Source organism: Rhodospirillaceae bacterium, from assembly GCA_018662005.1.
Taxonomy (GTDB): Bacteria; Pseudomonadota; Alphaproteobacteria; order Rhodospirillales; family JABHCV01; genus JACNJU01.
Map to the genome: position 1 here is coordinate 138405 of JABJHA010000004.1, position 18540 is coordinate 156944.

Below are 18540 nucleotides of genomic sequence, written 5' to 3' on the forward strand. Positions count from 1 at the left end.
GGTGTAAGGAAAGGCGCGTAAAGAGAAGCGGGTACGTGCGAAAAGCACAAATTTCAAACGGCAGGATAAGACTGGAGGTCGGTTATACCGCGTGAAGAGGATTGGAAGACGCTTGCAAAGATGGTAGCGCGTCGGAAGATATAGTCAAATAACCAATGCCCGCCGCAATTGCAAGCCTGTATTTAACGGTTCACCAAGGTTTCAGAACCGCCACCAAAACAATAATGATCATCAGGATCGTTGGCACCTCGTTGGCAATGCGGAAAAATTTCTCCGGTTTTGTGTTTGCGTCGACCTCGAAAGCGCGCCGCCAGCCACCCATCATCATGTGAATGACCATCAGGCCGACGACACACAGCAACTTGACGTGCAACCAGCCAGCGCTCCAATCCGTTGAGCTGTCGGCTAAAAGCAGGCCGCCGAACAACAGTGAAGACAGCATCGCCGGGTTCATAATGGCCCGAAGCAGACGGCGCTCCATGATTTTGAACGTTTCCGAAGCCTCCGAGCCTGCCTCCGTCCCGCAGTGATAGACAAACAGCCGTGGCAGATAGAGCAAGCCCGCCATCCAGGCAATCACCGAAATAATATGACCGGCCTTGATCCACAAATAGGCATCACCTGAAAATTCCATCGGCTTATTTCCTTATGCTTAACGGGCAACACACGACCCCGGGGGCGCACGCCCCGCCCACTTCGGAGCAGGATATCGTAACCGCTTCACCCTTGTCACCCGCCTTGATGGCGTCCATGGCCCGATCAACGCAGTTTTTCAGGCCGCCGATAAAGCGTGCCTCCGTGCCCACCGTCGCCACCCGGTGGTAGGCGCATACGCCCAACTGGTCAGCCAGTTCGCGATATTCGATATCAAGTTCGACGAGGGTTTCGGAATGTTCCGAAACAAATGCGATGGGAACGATAACAACGGGGACGCCGTCGTTTGCTGCACGGGCGATTTCATCCTCCGTAGACGGACCGATCCACTGAAGCGGGCCAACCCGGCTTTGATAACAAACAACCCAGTCCAAGTCCGCCTGGGCCAGGTTTGCGACAATGGCCGTCGCCGTCATTTCCACGTGGCGGGGATAGGGATCGCCCGCATCGACAATTTTTTTTGGCAACCCGTGAGCCGAAAATAAAATCCTCGGCTTGCCGGCGCTTGATGCCTGGTTGATCTCGCTTTCAACCAGCCTTGCAATGGCGGTGATAAACCCCGGTTCGTCCGGATAGCAACACACCGTTGTGGTGGTCGCGTCCAGTCCCGCTTGCTTTGCCGCCCGTTTCCAGTCAGTCAGGCTCGAGCCCGTTGTGGTGGTCGAAAATTGCGGGTAGAGCGGCAGCAAGACGACCCGGTCAGGCGCGAAGTTCCTGACCGCACGGGCTGTCTCGTCGCTCATGGGATGCCAGTAGCGCATACTGATAAAGGCCTTGATTTCGTCTGGCCCGGAAAACAGTTGTTCCAGGGCCCGCGCCTGCTTACCGGTTAAATCCAGCAGCGGCGATTTGCCGCCCAGGTGCTGGTATATTTTCAGGGCGATGGGCGCTCGCCGGAAAGATATCCAGCGGGCGAGAAGCCAGCGAATGGGGCCGGGCGCGCCGATAATGGCCGGATCACTAAAAAGATTTCGCAGAAATGGTCGAACAGCTGCCGGCTTGTCCGGTCCGCCGAGATTAAAAAGGACGATGGCGACCTTCATGAAGAACTCATTTTCCCCAGCCCTGAATGATGGCGGCCAGTCGTTCAACATGTTCAGGTGGTGTCTCGGGTAGAATTCCGTGCCCCAGATTGAAAATATGCGGTCCCCCGGAAAATCCTTCAAGGATGGCGCGGATTTCTTTTTCCATGGACGCGCCGCCGGCAATCAGGGCCATGTTGTCCAGATTGCCCTGGACCGTACACAGGGGTTGCAAGTGTTTCGCCGCCCAACTGACCGGAACACTGTTATCAAGACTGACGCCATCAACACCGGTTTGTTTAACAAAATCCTGATACAGGATACCGGCGCCTCGCGGAAAGCCCATAACCGGCACGCCGGGACAGGCTTTATTCAGTCTCTTAACAATCTCGGTTGTCGGTTGTGTGACCCAACGCTGAAATTGACTTTCACTTAAAACGCCGGCCCAGGTATCGAAAAGCTGAATGACTTCCGCACCGTTCTCAACCTGTTTGATCAGGTAGGCCGATGTCGCCTCGACAAGGAGATCAATGAGCTTGCCGAAACCTTCCGGGTCCGCGTAGGCCCAGGTCCGGGCCCGCGGGTAATCTTTCGACCCCTTGCCTTCGACCATATAGGTGGCAACCGTCCACGGCGCCCCGGCAAAACCGATTAATGTGGTTTGTTCAGAAATTTCAGAAGATAGCCGACTGACGGTTTGATAAACCGGGTCTAGATGATCATGCAATCCATCCAGAGACAGTTTTCCTATATCGCCAATAGACCTAACAGGTTCAAGAACCGGTCCTTCACCTTCGCGAAATTCGACTTTTTGGCCAAGCGCGTCGGGAACCACCAGAATATCACTGAACAGAATCGCCGCATCAAAGTCATATCGCCTGAGCGGCTGCAAGGTTGCCTCGACAGCCAGATCCGGCGAATAACAAAAATCAAGGAAGTTTTTAGAATTTTTTCGCAGTTCCCTGTATTCGGGCAGGTAGCGACCGGCCTGGCGCATGAGCCAAAATGGTGGCCTCGTTAAACTCTCGCCTTTCAGGGCACGAAGAAAATATTTATTTTTTGTATCCATGGTCGGGAACGTAACCGAGATCGCTCTTCTCATATACCTTAAATATATATTTTATATAAAAAGGTAGTAGTTGTTGTAGTGGGCTTAAAGTCGGGGATTATTTCTTTTCAACAGGTTTCCCCCAATGCTGCTTTATCAAACGAAAAGATATCTGAAATTTGTGGAAAAGGTGTGAGCAATGGCGATGATAAAAAATGGTTACATTTTGACAATCTTCTCCCTGCCTTGAAGCCCTATATAACTTTTACTGTTGCCTGTTCAGATGGTGGAACGATGATTTAAAAAACCTGAAATAATAATAATATAGGGGAAAACAAATTTGGTTTGCCGTGTTTTCCGGTGTATTCCCCTATCATGGAAAACATACAATGCCTTGTATGAGCAATGGCATGAAAACAAGTGGTTCGGGGATGGAAAGATCAGTTTTGTAAATATCCCGAGATGCACACATTCTATCCCCAGTGTCGGTTAATGGAATCCGGACACCGGGAAGCGCCGGAAAGAGCGATTGATGGTCAGTAAACATTTTCATTTACATCTGGTTTCAGACGCCACAGGCGAAACCGTCAATCTGGTGGCGCGCGCCACCCTGGTGCAATTCGATAATATTGAACAAACCGAACATGTCTGGAATATGGTCCGCAGCGAAGGTCAGATCAGGGATATCATTGAAGGGGTAAAGGAAAATCCCGGATTCGTGCTGTACACCCTTGTCGACAATGAAATGCGAACCATGCTGGAAAACAGCTGCCGGGAACTAAAGGTCCCCTGCATCCCCATTCTTGATCCGGTGGTTAATGCCTTGGGATCATATCTTAAGGCGGAAATTCAGGCAGCACCCGGGCGTCAGCATGTTATGGACGCGGAATACTTTGCCCGTATAGAGGCCTTGCATTTTGTTCTCAGCCACGATGACGGCCAGGCGACCCGCTCGCTTAACGAGGCCGATGTGATCATCGTCGGGGTTTCCAGGACCTCCAAAACACCAACCTGTATTTACCTCGCCAACAGGGGCCTGAAAGCCGCCAATGTCCCCATTGTTCCGGGCTGCGCCCTGCCTCCGGAATTGTTGCAGTCAAAAAAACCACTGGTTGTTGGCCTGACAAATGATCCCAGGCAGTTGGTGCAAATCCGGCGCAATCGCTTACGCTCATTGGGCCAGGACGAAGAAACCGATTACATTGATCCCGAAACGGTTTCCAGTGAGGTCAGGGAAGCCAAGCGCCTTTACGCAAATCAGGGCTGGCCGGTGATCGATGTGACCCGAAAATCCATTGAAGAAGTTTCGGCAAAGATCCTGCAGCTTTATAACCGACGCCTTGATCAACATTCCTGAAGGGTGTGAAGGGAAGAGCCAGCATCATGAAGCATGGGAAACTTAAATCCGGCGTCATAGGCTGGCCCATTGATCATTCCCTGTCACCGCGGCTGCATGGTTTCTGGTTGCGCGAGCACAAGATCAATGGCTCTTATAAAGCCATCGCTGTTGAACCAAAGGCCCTGCCTGCCACCCTGAAGACCCTGGCCGAAAACGGCTATGCCGGTTTGAACGTGACCGTCCCCCATAAAGAAGCGGTTATTGCCCATCTTGACGAGATCACTGATCAGGCCCGCAGGATCGGCGCGGTCAATACGATTGCTGTCGATGACAAGGGGCGTCTCATGGGCTCCAATACGGACGGATTCGGCTTCATTGAAAACCTCAAAAAAGGCCATCCGGGATTTAGTGCGGCCAGCGGCCCCGCCGTCGTGCTTGGGGCCGGGGGCGCTGCGCGGGCCATTGTTGCCGCCCTGATCGATGAAGGCGCGCCCTCCATTACGCTGCTAAACCGGACCCGCAAGCGGGCCGAACGCCTGGCCGAGGAATTGGGCGGCCCGGTTCGGGTCGTCGACTGGGACGCGCGCAACGCAGCGATCAAAGACGCCGCCCTGCTGACCAACACGACGACGTTGGGGATGACGGGTAAAGCGGCACTGGATATTTCCCTGGACGCCCTGCCCATCGAGGCACTGGTCAATGACGTTGTTTACGTACCCCTCGAGACGCCGCTTTTGGTAGCGGCGCGGGCTCGCGGAAACGCCACGGTCGACGGCCTGGGCATGTTGTTGCATCAGGGCCGTCCCGGTTTCGCCGCCTGGTTCGGGGTTGATCCGCAGGTTACGGACGACTTGCGCCGCCACGTTCTGTCCGGGACAGGCGGATGATCATTCTTGGCCTGACTGGCTCCATCGGCATGGGCAAGACGGCGGCGGCAACGGCTTTTCGCAATCTTGGTGTGGCGGTCCATGATGCGGACAAAGCCGTTCACGGCTTAATGGTTCCGGGTGGCCTCGCCACCGCGACCGTTCTGTCCGCCTTCCCGGGCGTTGAAAAAGAAGGCGGTGTTGATCGCCAGGCCCTGGGGGCACTGGTTTTTGGCAAACCAGCCAAATTGCAAAAACTGGAAAAAATCCTGCATCCCCTGGCCCGGCAAAAACAGGCGGAATTTTTGGCTGTTGCCGCCAGGCGGAGACAAAGGCTTGTTGTCCTGGATATTCCGCTGTTGTTTGAAACCGGTGGGCACGAACGCTGCGACGGAGTCGTTGTCGTCAGCGCCCCGGCGCTTGTTCAAAAACAGCGCGTCATGGCCCGCCCGGGCATGACGCGGAAACGCTTTGATTCCATTCTAAGCCACCAGATTTCTGACCCTGACAAGCGCCGGATGGCCGACTTTGTTGTTTTGACCGGCCTTAGCCGTCATCACAGCTTGCGTCAAATCGCCAACATTGTCACTGTAACGAAATCCTGGAAGCCCCGTCAGTGGTCGGCTCGAAACAACAGCAAGCGGATGATCATGTTCTAATGCGCGAAATTATTCTTGATACCGAAACGACAGGCTTTAACCCCTTGGGGGGTGACCGGATCGTTGAAATCGGCTGCATAGAACTGGTCAACCACCTGGCCACCGGCAGGGTTTATCAGCAATACATTAATCCTGAGCGCGATATGCCCGCCGAGGCTTTCTCGGTGCATGGCCTGTCCGAGGAATTTCTTTCGGAGCAGCCTGTCTTTGCCGACATTGCCGATGACTTCCTGGAATTTATCGGCGATGACACGCTGGTCATCCACAATGCGCAATTTGATATGGGCTTTATCAATGCCGAGCTCGCCCGTCTTGAACGTCCAGCGGTACCCATGCAGCGGGCCGTTGATACGGTGCGCATGGCGCGCAAGAAATTTCCCGGTGCTCAAGCCAGTCTGGACGCCCTGTGCCGACGCTTTCAAATCGATAACTCCAACCGCACATTACATGGCGCGCTGCTGGATTCAGAGCTGCTGGCGGAAGTTTATCTGGAACTCATTGGCGGGCGGCAGCCGGATCTGGCGCTGGTTGAAAACGCCAGAATGGCGGCAAAAGTCACCCCTGAAGAAACAGTCCCGCCTGCCGGCGTCCGTGAGCCCCGGCCTCACGCGGAAAGGCCTGAAGAGCTAAAAGCGCACGAGGCTTTTATTGATGGCCTGGAAAACGCCGTCTGGCGCGGCGCGAGCGACTAGATCAGTTCACGTTTAGTTTGAACACGTTGTGTTCGAACGAAACGTGAAAAACTGATCGACTTATTAAACAGCGAGCCGATACACACACTTAAACTGAATCAAGTAGTGATTCCGTTTAAGTGTGATCGGCCCTAGCCCTGGTCTTTGTTGTTGCCTTTATCGGGCGACTGGGAAGTCTGGTTATCCGCCCCAGCCTTTTCACTAACCTGATTTTGGAACATGGCGACAAAGTCGACCGGAGCCAGCATCAGCGGCGGGAAGCCGCCGTCGCGTGAACAGTCGGCCACGATGTTACGGGCAAACGGGAACAGCAGGCGCGGGCATTCGATCAGCAAGATGGCCTGAAGATGTTCTTCGGGCACGTTGATGGTGAACAGGCCGCCATAAACAAGTTCCGAAATAAACGCCGTTTCCTCGCCCACTTTACAGGTTGCCCGAATGTGCAGCTGAACCTCGAAAAAGCTGTCCTGAACCGGGTGAGCGTTGACGTCGACATTGATGGTGACATCCGGCGCATCTTTTTGAAGTTTGCCGAAAATGCCTGGAGTCGAAGGCGCTTCAAAGGATAAATCCTTGATGTACTGAGCATTGATCTGGATAGGCGGCGCGGCGGGTGCGTCTTGTCCATCTGTCGGCTGTTCGGTCTGGTCGCTCATAGAAGGGTCTCCCGTTGCAATGCGGCTTCATTCATTTGCAACAGTGGATAACACGCATTCATCAGAAAAAACAACCGTCCCATCATGATCCGCCGGGCGGCGGAAGCGGATGGTCGGAATCAGGGCCGCTCTCTTCGCCGTGAACTTCCTGATATTCACCTTCAATAATAGTGGAGTCGTATCCTTGCGGCGGATTTTGTGTGTGCATTTGAAAATCACCACGTGCCTTAAGGCGGCGCGCCATCAGGCCTCGCAGAATCAAGCGAAAGGGCGGCATAAATAAAAGAAGGCCAACTCCGTCGGTGACAAACCCCGGCGTCAACAAAAGTGCCCCGGCAACCAGCAGGCACAAACCATCGAACAGCTCGGCCACCGGCAAACGCCCCGCGTCCATGCTTTCGCGAACCCGAACCAGGGTCGCAAGGCCCTGATGGCGCAACAGGGTAGAGCCGATAATGGCTGTCAGAATGACGACGCCGATGGTTGGCCACAGGCCCAGCCAGACGCCGGCCTCGATAAAGACCGCGATTTCAATGATCGGTACGGCGATCATGGCCACGAGAATTATCAGTCCCAAGGGAGCCTCCAAAAACCTTTCCCGATATTTATGCCCGCTTACCCTTGCCCGCAAGGTCAAGACACCTTATTTAGTGACCTGAGCGCCACTTGTCGTTAACGTACAGGGGGTTAAGATTTAATCAGGGCCCGCTGCCGCTCCAGGCGACGCGCCTGCACATTGACAGTTTAGTATACCTATCATGAACGACGGCTTTCAGTTTTTCGACATTATTCTTTTCGCCATGATCGCGGTTTTCTTGATCTTGCGGCTGCGTAGCGTTCTTGGCCGCCGTGATGGCCACGAAGGCAATATATCAGATTTCATTAGCCGCCTTTCACAGAACAATAAAGACAAGGAAGACGCCGCCGGTAACGATAACATCATCCACCTTGATAAAAAGGACGATGAAGATTTCAAGCCGGCCGCTGCAACAATTGAGGAAGAAGAGCAGTCACCGCTTCTGAACGGCTTGCGCACCATTGCCGCCGCCGACAGCGATTTTGATCCGGATGAATTTATTTCCGGCGCCCGCATTGCCTTTGAATATATTCTGGGCGCCTACGCATCGGGCGACTCAAAGGCCCTTAAGCCGCTTTTGAGCAATGACGTGTTCGCCAATTTCGAGAAATCCATTCGCGACCGGGAAGACGCCAACCAAACCATGGAAGAAACGCTGGTCGGCATTCGCAAGGCCGACCTTGTCGAAGCTGGTATGGAAGGCTCGATCGCCCAGATTACCGTCAAGTTTGTTAGCGATCAGGTGCATGCGCTCAGCGACGAGGAGGGCGCTATTGTCGAGGGCGATCCCAACAAAATTGTCAGCGTCACCGATTTCTGGACTTTCATCCACGATACCCGCTCGCGCGATCCCAACTGGTCGCTGGCGGCGACTCGCAGCCTGGATTGATCCCATGAAGGGCTGGAGCCTTGCACTTATTGTGATGGTTGGGGCATGTACCCCTGTCGCGGTCTTGCCTCCTGGCACGTCAACACCTGTACCCGAAAGCGCGCCTGTGGCCGCTCAACCGCCAGCCCAAAAACTGGTGTTGAAGAAAACCTCCTTCAATAAAATAACCGGCTGGTCAGGGGACAGACATGATCAGGTGATTGGCACATTACTGCGCTCGTGCGCTAAATTTGCAAAAATGCCCGCCGATCTTTCCCTTGGCTCTATTGGCGGCGTCGCCGGGGACTGGACAGCACCTTGCCAGGCCGCCGCCGCCCTGCCCGTCGGCAATACGGAATTGTCGCGTGCTTTTTTCGAGGCCCACTTCCAGCCCTACCTGGCAACCGCCGATGGCCGCCCTGAAGGCTTGTTCACGGGCTACTTTGAAATCGAACTTAAGGGCTCCTGGTTGCGCAAGGGGCCCTATACAACCCCCATATACGAACGCCCGCCCGAACTGGTTGATGCAAACCTGGGTGACTTTAATGCCGAACTAAAGGGCAAGCGCCTTTCGGGCAAGGTTGTTGCCGGACGGTTTGTTCCCTTTGATGATCGCGCGGCGATTGATGCCGGAGCCCTTTCGGGCCGGGGTCTGGAAATGATCTGGGTTGATAGTCCCGTTGACGCTTTTTTCCTGCATGTTCAGGGATCGGGCCGGGTCATAATGGATGACGGCTCTATCGTTCGTATCGGTTTTGCGGCCAAAAATGGCCATGCCTATAAGTCAATCGGCCGGGAACTGATAAAAAGCGGCGCCCTGACTCGTGAACGGGTGTCCATGCAATCGATCAAGGCCTGGCTGCACGATAACCCGGAAAAAGGGGCGGCGCTTATGGCCTCCAACCCGTCGTTTATCTTTTTCAGGGTGATTGATGGGGCGCTGAAGTCCTTGGGTCAACAACAGGGCCCGATTGGCGCGCAAGGCGTGCCGCTGACGCCGGGCCGCTCGCTTGCCGTTGATCGCGGATATTTCCCTTTGGGGATTCCCATCTGGCTTGACACCACCGACCCGCTGGACCCCGGCGCGCCCTTAAGACGGCTTGTCATTGCCCAGGATACGGGCAGCGCCATCAAGGGGCCGGTGCGTGGCGACCTGTTTTGGGGATTTGGGGCTGCGGCCGCTACCCGCGCCGGATTGATGAAACAGCCGGGCCACTATTTCCTGCTGCTGCCACGACAATGAGCGACGCGAACACAAAAAACGTTGGCCTGTTTGTCACTTGTCTGGTTGATCTGATGCGCCCTTCTGTCGGCTTCGCCGCCGCCCGGCTGCTTGAGAAAAACGGCTGCACGGTGCATGTTCCGGGCAGCCAGACCTGTTGCGGCCAGCCCGCCTACAACGCCGGTGACAAGGCAGATGCCCAGGCACTGGCCCGCAACGTCATCACAGCCTTTGAACAGTTCGATTACATCGTCGCGCCTTCGGGTTCATGTGCGGGCATGATCAAGGAACATTTTCCGGCCCTGCTAGCGGAAGACGCAGACATGAGCGCCCGGGCCGGGGCAATGGCAGCCAAAACTTACGAACTGATGGAATTCCTGCACGACGTTCTGGGCGTTAGCGATACCGGCGCCACATTCCAGGGCACCGTTACCTATCAGGACAGTTGTGCGGGCCTGCGCGAACTGGGTATCAAGGAGCAACCGCGGGCGTTGATGGCGGCGGTCGATGGACTTTCCCTCAAGGAGCTTGATGACGGCGAGAGCTGTTGTGGGTTCGGTGGCCTATTTTCGGTCAAATATCCGGATATTTCGGGAAAAATTGTCGACGACAAGGCTGTGGCCATTGAAAAAACCGGGGCCGATGTTCTGCTTGGCGGCGATCTTGGCTGTCTGATGAACATCGCCGGGCGCTTGCAGCGCCGCGACTCAACCGTCAAAGTGCGGCATCTGGCCGAGGTTCTGGCCGGGACGACGGGCGAGGTTCCGCCAATCGGCGAAACGAAAGAGTAGCGGGGGAACTCATGCAATCTACCTCCCGCCAATTTTCCAGCAACGCCCGTAAGGGGATCGCCGACGAAAAATTGCAGGCGGCCCTGTCCAAACTCAGTCACGGCTTTCCCGTAAAAAGACTGGCGGCGATGGCGCGGTTGCCGGAATTTGAGGCGTTGCGCGACGATGCCCAGGCCATCAAAGAGCACACGCTGGCAAATCTCGGGACCTATCTGGAAACCTATGAAGCGAAAGTTCTGGAAAGTGGCGGTCACGTCCATTGGGCCACCGACGCCGCGGAGGCCTGCGAGATTATTTTTGGTGTCTGTCGCGACGTTGACGCGAAGACCGTGACCAAGGGGAAATCAATGATTTCCGAAGAGATTGCGGTCAATGAGTATCTGCAGCAAAACGGCGTCCAGCCCATTGAGACCGATCTAGGCGAATACATTATTCAGCTGCGCGGCGAGCCACCCAGCCATATCATTGCCCCGGCCATTCATTTATCCAAAGACCAGGTCGAGCAAACGTTCAGGGAAGAGCATCAAGACCTGCCCGCCGACCGCAATCTTGAGGAGCCCCGCGCCCTGCTCGAAGAAGCCCGGGCCATGCTGCGGCGCAAGTTCATCGCCGCCGATGTTGGCGTCACCGGGGCCAATATGGTCATTGCCGAAACCGGCACCTCGATTATCGTTACCAACGAAGGTAACGGCGATCTGACGCAAACCCTGCCGAAAACCCATATCGTCATCGCCAGCATTGAAAAAGTGGTTCCGACGCTGGAAGACGCGACGACCATCCTGCGGGTGCTGGCGCGTTCGGCGACGGGGCAGGAAATGTCGGTTTACAATACATTTTCCACCGGCCCAAGGCGTCCGGACGATCTGGACGGGCCTGAAAATTATCACGTCGTTTTGCTCGATAATGGCCGCAGCAAGATGCTGGGTGGCGAATTTCACGAAATGCTGCGCTGTATCCGCTGTTCGGCCTGTCTTAACCATTGCCCTGTCTACAAGGCCATTGGCGGCCACGCATACGGCTGGGTTTATTCCGGGCCCATGGGGGCGGTGTTGATCCCGGGATTGCAAGGGCTTGCCGAATCTCACGATCTGCCCGGCGCTTCGACTTTTTGTGGCAAGTGTGAAGATGTCTGCCCCATGCGTATTCCGCTGCCGCGTATGCTGCGCAGCTGGCGGGAAAAGGCTTATACGGCCCGATTAGGGTCGACAAAGGCTCGTTTTGGCCTTGCCGCGTGGGCATTTCTGGCCCGCCGTCCGGTTCTTTACCGGCCCCTTATGGCTATCGGGGTTGCTGTGCTGGCCCTGTTTGGTCGACGTGGTCGATTTTCCAGCTTGCCACTTGCCGGGGGATGGACCTCAAGCCGTGACCTGTCCGCGCCCGAAGGGCGCACGTTTTTGTCCCAGTGGAAGCGGGGGAAACGCTGATGGGGTCACGAGAATCAATCTTAGGAAACATTGCCAAGTCATTGAAAGAAAGTGCCTTATCGCCTTCATCAAAACAGGAAATTGAGGCCCGACTCAGCGCCCACGACAAAAATACCGTGCCAAAACGTGGTCAGGGCGATCATGAGGCGCAAATGGCGCTTTTTATTGCGGAAGCAGAACGGGTAAACGCGACAACGGAGCATCTGGTCGGGTTGGAGCAGGTCGGCGAGGCGGTGTTGCGTTACCTGGCCAGCCACAATCTGCCCGGCTCCGTAAAGATTGCCCCGCACGCCCTTTTGGATAACGTTAACTGGTCGAAACACCCCACACTGGACGTGGTCCAGGGCCCTGCAGAGGACAGTGATCAGGCGAGTCTGTCCGTGGCCCGTGCGGGGGTCGCCGAAACCGGGACCCTGGTCCTTCATTCCGGCCCTGAAAGTCCGACAACTCTTAATTTTTTACCCGACAATCATATCGTTCTGCTTCCCCAATCACTGCTTGTCGGCGCCTATGAAGAGGCCTGGGACTTGCTGCGTGAGGACTCAAGTGACATGCCGCGGACGGTTAATTGGGTCACCGGACCCTCGCGCAGTGCCGATATTGAACAAACCTTACTGCTTGGGGCGCATGGCCCAAGGCGCTTGCATATCTTGATTTTAAATGACAAAGAAACCACCTAAAGCTCGAAAAACAAGCAATAAATCAGGCTTGAATGAAGCCGATGATGAGGACCTTTGGGGCCATGTCGCGGCCTCTGTGCAGCCGCTTGACGGGCACCTTAAAAACCGCACTCCGGACGTTGAAAGCAAGCCCGAATCCCCGGGAGCGGGGCCGGCAAACAAAAAACCAGCCTCTCGCAGTTCTTTTGCGTCTGCGCAAACGCCGCCCGTCCGCCCGTCGCTGCCGGAATTAAGCCTTTCCAGCCAGCCCGGAATCGACAAAAGCACGGCAAAAAAGCTGAAAAAAGGCCAACAGCGGATCGAGGCCCGCATCGATTTGCATGGCATGACCCAGGTTGAGGCCCACCGGGCTCTTGATAGCTTTGTTGATGGCGCCTACCAGGCCGCAAAGCGGTGCGTTCTGGTGATTACCGGCAAGGGTCTTAAACCGGATGGAGCGGTCGGGGTCATTCGCGCCGCGGTGCCGCGCTGGCTCAACGAGCAACCAAACCGAAGCCGGGTGCTTGCTTTTACCCACGCAACCCCCAAGGATGGCGGCGAGGGGGCGCTTTACGTCATGCTGAAGAGGAAACGATGACTCCGTTTGGGCAAAAAGTCAGACAACTGCGACAGGAGCGGGGCATTTTGATGAAAAAAATGGCGGCCGACCTGGGTGTTTCCAATGCCTATCTGTCGGCCCTTGAGCACGGCCACCGGGGCCGCCCCGCCGCCGGTTTGGTGCGTCAGATTTGTGATTATTTCGAGCTCATTTGGGACGAGGCCGAGGACATCAAGCGCCTCGCTCACTTGTCGCACCCGCGCGTTACCGTCGATACCGCAGGCTTAAGCCCGCAAGCGACGGAGCTTGCCAACCTGCTGGCCGAAAATATCGGGGAGTTGGACCCGGACACACTGCAATGGATTGTCGATGAAATCAAAAGCCGCAAAACCACACCAAAAGGGCCCACCCATTAAAGGGTTGGTGTAAATCTGAGCGACATACAGGACAGGCCGCCGTCAACCTTTGCGGCCTCGCTGATATCCAGCTGAACCACTGCAAACCCGGCCCTGGCAATCAGTTCTGCAGATCTTGGGAGCCCGTCAGGGATCAACATCCTGTCGTTGACGGCAATGGAGTTGGCAGCGGCTTCCTCGCCTTCGGGAAGAACGAGGGTTTTATAGGCATCGAAAAATCCTGCTGTGGCCATGGCTTTGGTGACAACGATGGTTTCACCATCAAGCAGCCCGCAGGCGGTTTTGAAGTGCAGGACCCCGGGTGGTGTCTGCAAAATCCGCACAGCCCACCCCCAGTCACGGACACAATCCTGCAAGGCACCGGCTCCTGCGGCATCGGTTCGTTTTGAAAGGCCGACGATAATCTCGCTCTCGGTGATCATAATATCGCCGCCTTCGATAAAGCCATCCTCGCCGACGTTGCGGACATCATCAAAATAGGGGCCAAGTACATCGGCCATGACCGCAGACTCGCCGGTTCGTGTCTCCGCTCCGGGCCTTAGGGTGACAGCGCCTTCAGGCAGGCAGAGGGCGGAATCTTCAATAAAAACCGAATCCGGGAATGACTCCCAGGCGGGCAAAATATCAACGTGGACCCCGGCCTCTTTCAGGGCCTGAATATAACGCCCATGTTGGTCGGTGAAGCGCTCGTGATCTGGATTGCCAGCATCAAGGGCGCGCAAACCCCCGGCGATGCTTTTACCCGGTTGGCGCACAATGGCGTTGCTGAAGTGGGTGCTGTGGCCCATTACAGGATGAACTTGCGCAGGTCGGCATCTTTGGCAAGCTCGCCGACTTTATCGCGCACGTCACCGGCCTCAATGGCGTAGGTCTCGCCGCCTTTTTCCGAAGCATCAAACGAGATGTCTTCCAGCAGCTTTTCCAACACCGTGTGCAGGCGGCGGGCGCCAATGTTCTCAACCCCCTGGTTAATTTCCTCGGCCAGATCGGCAATAGCGCCAATGGCGTCGTCGCTGAAGGTCAGGGTCACGTCCTCAACGGCCATCAGGGCCGTGTACTGCTTGATCAGGCTGGCTTCGGTTTCCATCAGGATGCGGACGAAGTCATCACGGGTCAGCGAGCGTAGCTCGACCCGCGTTGGCAGACGGCCCTGCAATTCGGGCAGCAGGTCCGACGGTTTGGCGATATGAAAAGCGCCCGAAGCAATAAACAGGATGTGATCGGTCTGGATGGTGCCGTGCTTGGTCGATACGGTGGTGCCTTCAATCAGCGGCAACAGGTCGCGCTGAACCCCTTCGCGGCTGACATCAGCGCCAGCGCGGTCGGAACGGGCAGTGATTTTGTCAATTTCGTCAAGAAACACGATGCCGTTGTTTTCAACATTGCTGAGGGCTTCCTTGATGATCTTGTCCTCATCGAGCAACTTGTCGCCCTCTTCGGCAACCAGCACTTCATAGGAGTCGACCACCGACATGCGTTTCGGCTTTGTTTGCTGACCGAAGGCCTTGCCCATCATGTCACCGATGTTGAGCATCCCCATTTGTGCCCCGGGCATTCCGGGAATATCGAAAGTAGGCATGCCGGAACCTGCAGACTCGGCAACATCAATTTCGATTTCGCGCTCATCAAGTTCACCTTCACGCAGCATTTTGCGGAACTTCTGGCGGGTTTCTTTTGATGCGCTGTCGCCGACCAGGGCGTCGATGACTCGTTCCTCGGCATGATTTTCGGCCTTGGCAACAACCTGGACACGCATTTTTTCACGCACCATGTGAATGGAGATTTCAACAAGATCGCGGATCATTTGTTCGACATCGCGGCCAACGTAGCCGACCTCGGTAAACTTGGTCGCCTCGACCTTGATGAAGGGTGCTTGTGTCAATTTCGCCAGACGACGTGAAATTTCTGTCTTGCCGACACCGGTCGGACCGATCATCAGAATATTTTTCGGCAGCACTTCCTCGCGCAGGTCGTCATCCAGTTGCTGGCGGCGCCAGCGGTTGCGAAGGGCGACGGCGACGCAGCGCTTGGCGTCGTTCTGACCAATGATATAGCGATCAAGTTCAGAAACGATTTCGCGCGGGGTAAAACTGGCAATGGACATCTAGAGACTCTCGATAATGACATTATTGTTGGTGTAGACGCAGATATCGGCGGCGATGGCCATGGCCTTGCGGGCGATGGCTTCGGCATCCATATCGTCGCGATCAATCAGGGCGCGGGCTGCGGCCAGGGCGTAGTTGCCGCCCGAGCCGATGCCGATCAGGCCGTCCTCGGGCTCCAGCACGTCGCCGGTTCCGGTAAGGACCAGCGACACATCCTTGTCGGCGACGGCCATCATCGCCTCAAGGCGGCGCAGGTAGCGGTCGGTGCGCCAGTCCTTGGCCATCTCAACGCAGGCCCGGGTTAATTGTCCGGGATATTGCTCAAGTTTGCCTTCCAGGCGCTCAAACAGGGTAAAGGCATCGGCGGTGGCCCCGGCAAAACCGGTGATCACGGAGCCGTCGCCCAAAGTGCGCACCTTGCGGGCATTGGCTTTGATAACCGTATCGCCAAGGCTGACCTGGCCGTCACCGGCAATAACGACAACGCCGTTCTTGCGCACCGTCAGGATGGTTGTGCCGCGCCAGCCGGGAAATTTTTGATCTGCCATGATGGATGTCCGTAAAAATAAGTGTGAGCTGAGGATTTAGGCCTACAAAGGGGTTCGGTCAAGTGCTCAGCGTGCGATGATGGTAACGCCGACGCCGATCATTACCGAGCCAGCACCCCGGCTCATAACCTTCAGCGCCTTTTCGCTTTTTATCAATGTCCGTGCCCGCGCCGCTGCGACGGCAAAGGAAACAAGAACACAAACCAGCACGCCAAGGACGATGGCAATGGCCAGCGCCGCGTCAAGCGGGGCAAGCGCGCCAAGGTCAATAAAGCTCGGCAAAATACCGACATAGAAAATAATCACCTTGGGGTTGGACAGGGTTATCAGGAGGCCGCTGACAAAACCGCGCAATCCGTCGTTGCCGGCAACATCGGCCCCATCAAGGGAGGCGAGCCCGGCGCGCCATGCCTTGATGCCTAAATAAATCAGGTAGCCGGCGGCGCAAAGCCGAATAACCGTGAACGTCGTCTCAAAACGGCTGGCAATTAGCGATAAGCCGCCGATAACAAGAATCAAAAACGCCAAATCCCCGCAGACCATACCAGCAATAAAACCAATGCTGCGGCGCAGGCCTTTTGACAAGGTGTGACCAACCAGCGCTAGGATACCCGGGCCGGGTGAGACCATGGCGATAAAACAAATGATGGCCAGGGCCAGGGCGCTTTGTGCGGACATGTCCAATCCCTACCAATCCTTTGCAAAATCCGCAAGGGGGGACTTCCGGTTTGCGTTGCCACCTGTTACAAGGGCGTGAAGGATTTATCCATTTAGCGAGGTCGCCCATGCGCAAGGCCACAGTAGAGCGCAATACAAACGAAACGAAGATCTCCGCATCGGTTGATCTTGACGGCACCGGAAACTATTCGGTGGCGACCGGTATTGGCTTTCTTGACCACATGCTCGAGCAGTTGTCGCGCCACAGCTTGATTGATCTTGAGGTCAAGGCCGAAGGCGACCTGCACATCGACTTTCACCACACCACAGAAGATACCGGCATTGCCGTTGGCGAGGCATTTTCAAAGGCGCTTGGCGACCGCAAGGGAATTTCACGTTTCGGTCAGGCGCTATCGCCCATGGACGAAACCCTGACCCGCATCGCCCTTGACGCGTCCAACCGGCCTTATCTTGTCTGGAAAGTGGAATTCGCGCGCGACAAGGTTGGCGACATGGATACGGAACTGTTTAAAGAATGGTTCGCGGCTTTCGGTCAGGCCGCCGGTCTGACATTGCATGTGGAATGCCTGTACGGCGACAACAATCACCATATCGTCGAATCCTGCTTCAAGGGTCTGGCCCGGGCGTTACGTCAGGCCATTGAGATTGATCCCCGCAAGGCTGACGCCGTGCCGTCGACCAAAGGTGTGCTCGGCGGCTCTCTCTAGTCGAAGAATTAAGACCATGAAGACACGTATCTACACCGTGCACCTGCTTGATAATGCCGACCCGGTGCTGGTCAAGCAGGGCTTTAACTGGCCCGCCTTTTTCTTTGCCGTGCCGTGGGCCCTGTTTCATCGCATGTGGTGGGTTGCCGCGGGTTTTGTTGTTTTGCAAATCGTCTTGGCGGCAATTTTTGTTAGTGCCGGCCTGAACGACACGCAGCAAGCCATTGTCAGCTTTTTGCTGGCCATTATCATTGCCACCTCTGCCGACGCGTTGCGCACGCACGCCCTTGCGAGGCGCGGATACTTACTGACAGAGGTGGTCGTTGAAGAAAACAGCGACAGGGCGCTCAGACGCTTTCTCGAAGCCCGGCCCGAAGTGACGGCAAGACTGGCGGGGCCACATTCATGAGCGTCGTCATTATTGATTATGGTTCGGGCAATCTGCGCTCGGCGGCGAAATCCTTTGAGCGCGGGGTCAAAGATGACGGCCTGTCGCTGGATGTGATTGTCAGCGCCGATCCCGATCAGGTCAGGGCGGCGTCCCACATCGTACTTCCGGGGGTTGGTGCGTTCGCCGATTGTCGGGCCGGGCTTTTGGCCCTTGATGGAATGGTCGACGCACTGAAAGAGGCCGTCATAAGCGAGGCCAAGCCGTTTTTCGGAATTTGTGTCGGTATGCAACTGATGGCAACGATGGGTCTTGAGCACGGCGAATATTCGGGACTGGACTGGATCGCCTCGAAGGTTCAGGCCCTGTCACCTGACGACAAGACACTTAAAATTCCACACATGGGCTGGAACGAATTGATGGTCGGCGACCATAGGCACCCCGTTCTTGAGGGCCTTGGCGAGAAGCCACATGTCTATTTCGTTCACAGTTATCATATGGTCTGCGAGAACGCCGCAGACGTTCTGGCAAGCACAAACTATGGTGGCCCGGTAACGGCAATGGTGGGCCGCGACAATATGGTCGGCAGCCAGTTTCATCCGGAAAAAAGCCAGCGCGTCGGCCTTAAAATTATTGGTAATTTCCTCAAATGGAAGCCTTGA

23 protein-coding genes are annotated in these 18540 nt (G+C 55.9%); 14 read left to right on the plus strand and 9 right to left on the minus strand.

Going from position 1 to position 18540, the window contains the following annotated elements:
• Positions 1 to 190: 190 nt before the first annotated feature.
• Genes hemJ through HOL66_01930 form a run of 3 tightly spaced genes read right to left on the minus strand, consistent with a single transcriptional unit; the run spans position 191 to position 2745 of the window.
• On the minus strand, positions 191 to 634 hold the full coding sequence (gene hemJ / locus HOL66_01920; protein ID MBT5242983.1) for a protoporphyrinogen oxidase HemJ: 444 nt from the start codon (positions 632 to 634) through the stop codon (positions 191 to 193).
• A gap of 4 nt (positions 635 to 638) precedes the next feature.
• Complete coding sequence (hemH, locus tag HOL66_01925) at positions 639 to 1697, minus strand: ferrochelatase (GenBank protein MBT5242984.1); 1059 nt, start codon at positions 1695 to 1697, stop codon at positions 639 to 641.
• Between the two features lie 7 nt (positions 1698 to 1704).
• Complete coding sequence (locus HOL66_01930) at positions 1705 to 2745, minus strand: uroporphyrinogen decarboxylase (protein ID MBT5242985.1); 1041 nt, start codon at positions 2743 to 2745, stop codon at positions 1705 to 1707.
• A gap of 511 nt (positions 2746 to 3256) precedes the next feature.
• On the opposite strand from HOL66_01930, the gene HOL66_01935 reads away from it, so the two are divergent.
• The 4 genes from HOL66_01935 to dnaQ are packed head-to-tail and all read left to right on the plus strand — an operon-like array spanning position 3257 to position 6280.
• A complete protein-coding gene (locus HOL66_01935; protein ID MBT5242986.1) occupies positions 3257 to 4081 on the plus strand; it encodes a kinase/pyrophosphorylase in 825 nt (274 codons plus the stop codon).
• Between the two features lie 26 nt (positions 4082 to 4107).
• On the plus strand, positions 4108 to 4950 hold the full coding sequence (locus HOL66_01940; protein ID MBT5242987.1) for a shikimate dehydrogenase: 843 nt from the start codon (positions 4108 to 4110) through the stop codon (positions 4948 to 4950).
• A complete protein-coding gene (locus HOL66_01945) occupies positions 4947 to 5588 on the plus strand; it encodes a dephospho-CoA kinase (GenBank protein ID MBT5242988.1) in 642 nt (213 codons plus the stop codon). Before HOL66_01940 ends, HOL66_01945 begins: the two co-directional genes overlap by 4 nt.
• The gene (dnaQ, locus tag HOL66_01950; protein MBT5242989.1) at positions 5588 to 6280 is read left to right on the plus strand and encodes a DNA polymerase III subunit epsilon; all 693 of its coding nucleotides are present in this window, start codon (positions 5588 to 5590) and stop codon (positions 6278 to 6280) included. The genes HOL66_01945 and dnaQ overlap by 1 nt, the downstream gene beginning before the upstream one ends.
• A 131-nt stretch (positions 6281 to 6411) precedes the next feature.
• Here the strand turns inward: dnaQ and secB are convergent, their stop codons facing one another.
• Together secB and HOL66_01960 are read right to left on the minus strand one after the other, a co-directional pair.
• Positions 6412 to 6936, minus strand: coding sequence for a protein-export chaperone SecB (secB, locus tag HOL66_01955; protein ID MBT5242990.1), 525 nt, complete (start codon positions 6934 to 6936; stop codon positions 6412 to 6414).
• A gap of 82 nt (positions 6937 to 7018) precedes the next feature.
• On the minus strand, positions 7019 to 7489 hold the full coding sequence (locus tag HOL66_01960; protein ID MBT5242991.1) for an FxsA family protein: 471 nt from the start codon (positions 7487 to 7489) through the stop codon (positions 7019 to 7021).
• Positions 7490 to 7694: 205 nt separating this feature from the next.
• Here HOL66_01960 and HOL66_01965 point away from each other — a divergent pair, with 205 nt between their 5' ends.
• The 7 genes from HOL66_01965 to HOL66_01995 are packed head-to-tail and all read left to right on the plus strand — an operon-like array spanning position 7695 to position 13452.
• Positions 7695 to 8402 (plus strand): Tim44 domain-containing protein, encoded by a 708-nt coding sequence (locus HOL66_01965; protein MBT5242992.1) that lies wholly within the window; start codon positions 7695 to 7697, stop codon positions 8400 to 8402.
• A gap of 4 nt (positions 8403 to 8406) precedes the next feature.
• Positions 8407 to 9624, plus strand: a complete 1218-nt coding sequence (locus tag HOL66_01970; protein MBT5242993.1) for a murein transglycosylase A — start codon at positions 8407 to 8409, stop codon at positions 9622 to 9624.
• The gene (locus tag HOL66_01975) at positions 9621 to 10394 is read left to right on the plus strand and encodes a (Fe-S)-binding protein (GenBank protein ID MBT5242994.1); all 774 of its coding nucleotides are present in this window, start codon (positions 9621 to 9623) and stop codon (positions 10392 to 10394) included. The genes HOL66_01970 and HOL66_01975 overlap by 4 nt, the downstream gene beginning before the upstream one ends.
• A gap of 11 nt (positions 10395 to 10405) precedes the next feature.
• Positions 10406 to 11818, plus strand: a complete 1413-nt coding sequence (locus HOL66_01980) for an iron-sulfur cluster-binding protein (GenBank protein ID MBT5242995.1) — start codon at positions 10406 to 10408, stop codon at positions 11816 to 11818.
• Positions 11818 to 12498: a lactate utilization protein C gene (locus tag HOL66_01985; protein MBT5242996.1), complete on the plus strand. Its 681-nt coding sequence runs from the start codon at positions 11818 to 11820 to the stop codon at positions 12496 to 12498. Before HOL66_01980 ends, HOL66_01985 begins: the two co-directional genes overlap by 1 nt.
• Complete coding sequence (locus HOL66_01990; protein ID MBT5242997.1) at positions 12479 to 13075, plus strand: hypothetical protein; 597 nt, start codon at positions 12479 to 12481, stop codon at positions 13073 to 13075. The genes HOL66_01985 and HOL66_01990 overlap by 20 nt, the downstream gene beginning before the upstream one ends.
• The gene (locus tag HOL66_01995; GenBank protein ID MBT5242998.1) at positions 13072 to 13452 is read left to right on the plus strand and encodes a helix-turn-helix transcriptional regulator; all 381 of its coding nucleotides are present in this window, start codon (positions 13072 to 13074) and stop codon (positions 13450 to 13452) included. Before HOL66_01990 ends, HOL66_01995 begins: the two co-directional genes overlap by 4 nt.
• Here HOL66_01995 and HOL66_02000 read toward each other — a convergent pair.
• From HOL66_02000 to HOL66_02015, 4 genes are all read right to left on the minus strand, one after another.
• On the minus strand, positions 13449 to 14240 hold the full coding sequence (locus tag HOL66_02000) for a dimethylarginine dimethylaminohydrolase (protein MBT5242999.1): 792 nt from the start codon (positions 14238 to 14240) through the stop codon (positions 13449 to 13451). The two genes, HOL66_01995 and HOL66_02000, sit on opposite strands and share 4 nt — an antisense overlap.
• Positions 14240 to 15556: an ATP-dependent protease ATPase subunit HslU gene (gene hslU / locus HOL66_02005; protein MBT5243000.1), complete on the minus strand. Its 1317-nt coding sequence runs from the start codon at positions 15554 to 15556 to the stop codon at positions 14240 to 14242. The genes HOL66_02000 and hslU overlap by 1 nt, the downstream gene beginning before the upstream one ends.
• Positions 15557 to 16105, minus strand: coding sequence for an ATP-dependent protease subunit HslV (hslV, locus tag HOL66_02010; protein MBT5243001.1), 549 nt, complete (start codon positions 16103 to 16105; stop codon positions 15557 to 15559).
• 66 nt (positions 16106 to 16171) lie between these two features.
• Complete coding sequence (locus HOL66_02015; protein ID MBT5243002.1) at positions 16172 to 16783, minus strand: LysE family translocator; 612 nt, start codon at positions 16781 to 16783, stop codon at positions 16172 to 16174.
• A 107-nt stretch (positions 16784 to 16890) separates the two neighbouring features.
• Between HOL66_02015 and hisB the strand changes: the two genes are divergently transcribed.
• From hisB to hisH, 3 genes are read left to right on the plus strand one after another with little or no spacing between them, the layout of a single operon-like run.
• Complete coding sequence (gene hisB, locus HOL66_02020) at positions 16891 to 17490, plus strand: imidazoleglycerol-phosphate dehydratase HisB (GenBank protein MBT5243003.1); 600 nt, start codon at positions 16891 to 16893, stop codon at positions 17488 to 17490.
• A 16-nt stretch (positions 17491 to 17506) separates the two neighbouring features.
• On the plus strand, positions 17507 to 17899 hold the full coding sequence (locus tag HOL66_02025) for a DUF2628 domain-containing protein (GenBank protein MBT5243004.1): 393 nt from the start codon (positions 17507 to 17509) through the stop codon (positions 17897 to 17899).
• On the plus strand, positions 17896 to 18540 hold the full coding sequence (gene hisH, locus HOL66_02030; protein MBT5243005.1) for an imidazole glycerol phosphate synthase subunit HisH: 645 nt from the start codon (positions 17896 to 17898) through the stop codon (positions 18538 to 18540). The genes HOL66_02025 and hisH overlap by 4 nt, the downstream gene beginning before the upstream one ends.

What these genes read in the sequence shown, in the direction of transcription:
- hemJ (MBT5242983.1), bottom strand. Translation starts at nt 634, where the DNA reads ATGGAATTTTCAGGTGATGCCTATTTGTGGATCAAGGCCGGTCATATT.
- hemH (MBT5242984.1), bottom strand. Translation starts at nt 1,697, where the DNA reads ATGAAGGTCGCCATCGTCCTTTTTAATCTCGGCGGACCGGACAAGCCG.
- HOL66_01930 (MBT5242985.1), bottom strand. Translation starts at nt 2,745, where the DNA reads ATGGATACAAAAAATAAATATTTTCTTCGTGCCCTGAAAGGCGAGAGT.
- HOL66_01935 (MBT5242986.1), top strand. Translation starts at nt 3,257, where the DNA reads ATGGTCAGTAAACATTTTCATTTACATCTGGTTTCAGACGCCACAGGC.
- HOL66_01940 (MBT5242987.1), top strand. Translation starts at nt 4,108, where the DNA reads ATGAAGCATGGGAAACTTAAATCCGGCGTCATAGGCTGGCCCATTGAT.
- HOL66_01945 (MBT5242988.1), top strand. Translation starts at nt 4,947, where the DNA reads ATGATCATTCTTGGCCTGACTGGCTCCATCGGCATGGGCAAGACGGCG.
- dnaQ (MBT5242989.1), top strand. Translation starts at nt 5,588, where the DNA reads ATGCGCGAAATTATTCTTGATACCGAAACGACAGGCTTTAACCCCTTG.
- secB (MBT5242990.1), bottom strand. Translation starts at nt 6,936, where the DNA reads ATGAGCGACCAGACCGAACAGCCGACAGATGGACAAGACGCACCCGCC.
- HOL66_01960 (MBT5242991.1), bottom strand. Translation starts at nt 7,489, where the DNA reads ATGATCGCCGTACCGATCATTGAAATCGCGGTCTTTATCGAGGCCGGC.
- HOL66_01965 (MBT5242992.1), top strand. Translation starts at nt 7,695, where the DNA reads ATGAACGACGGCTTTCAGTTTTTCGACATTATTCTTTTCGCCATGATC.
- HOL66_01970 (MBT5242993.1), top strand. Translation starts at nt 8,407, where the DNA reads ATGAAGGGCTGGAGCCTTGCACTTATTGTGATGGTTGGGGCATGTACC.
- HOL66_01975 (MBT5242994.1), top strand. Translation starts at nt 9,621, where the DNA reads ATGAGCGACGCGAACACAAAAAACGTTGGCCTGTTTGTCACTTGTCTG.
- HOL66_01980 (MBT5242995.1), top strand. Translation starts at nt 10,406, where the DNA reads ATGCAATCTACCTCCCGCCAATTTTCCAGCAACGCCCGTAAGGGGATC.
- HOL66_01985 (MBT5242996.1), top strand. Translation starts at nt 11,818, where the DNA reads ATGGGGTCACGAGAATCAATCTTAGGAAACATTGCCAAGTCATTGAAA.
- HOL66_01990 (MBT5242997.1), top strand. Translation starts at nt 12,479, where the DNA reads ATGACAAAGAAACCACCTAAAGCTCGAAAAACAAGCAATAAATCAGGC.
- HOL66_01995 (MBT5242998.1), top strand. Translation starts at nt 13,072, where the DNA reads ATGACTCCGTTTGGGCAAAAAGTCAGACAACTGCGACAGGAGCGGGGC.
- HOL66_02000 (MBT5242999.1), bottom strand. Translation starts at nt 14,240, where the DNA reads ATGGGCCACAGCACCCACTTCAGCAACGCCATTGTGCGCCAACCGGGT.
- hslU (MBT5243000.1), bottom strand. Translation starts at nt 15,556, where the DNA reads ATGTCCATTGCCAGTTTTACCCCGCGCGAAATCGTTTCTGAACTTGAT.
- hslV (MBT5243001.1), bottom strand. Translation starts at nt 16,105, where the DNA reads ATGGCAGATCAAAAATTTCCCGGCTGGCGCGGCACAACCATCCTGACG.
- HOL66_02015 (MBT5243002.1), bottom strand. Translation starts at nt 16,783, where the DNA reads ATGTCCGCACAAAGCGCCCTGGCCCTGGCCATCATTTGTTTTATCGCC.
- hisB (MBT5243003.1), top strand. Translation starts at nt 16,891, where the DNA reads ATGCGCAAGGCCACAGTAGAGCGCAATACAAACGAAACGAAGATCTCC.
- HOL66_02025 (MBT5243004.1), top strand. Translation starts at nt 17,507, where the DNA reads ATGAAGACACGTATCTACACCGTGCACCTGCTTGATAATGCCGACCCG.
- hisH (MBT5243005.1), top strand. Translation starts at nt 17,896, where the DNA reads ATGAGCGTCGTCATTATTGATTATGGTTCGGGCAATCTGCGCTCGGCG.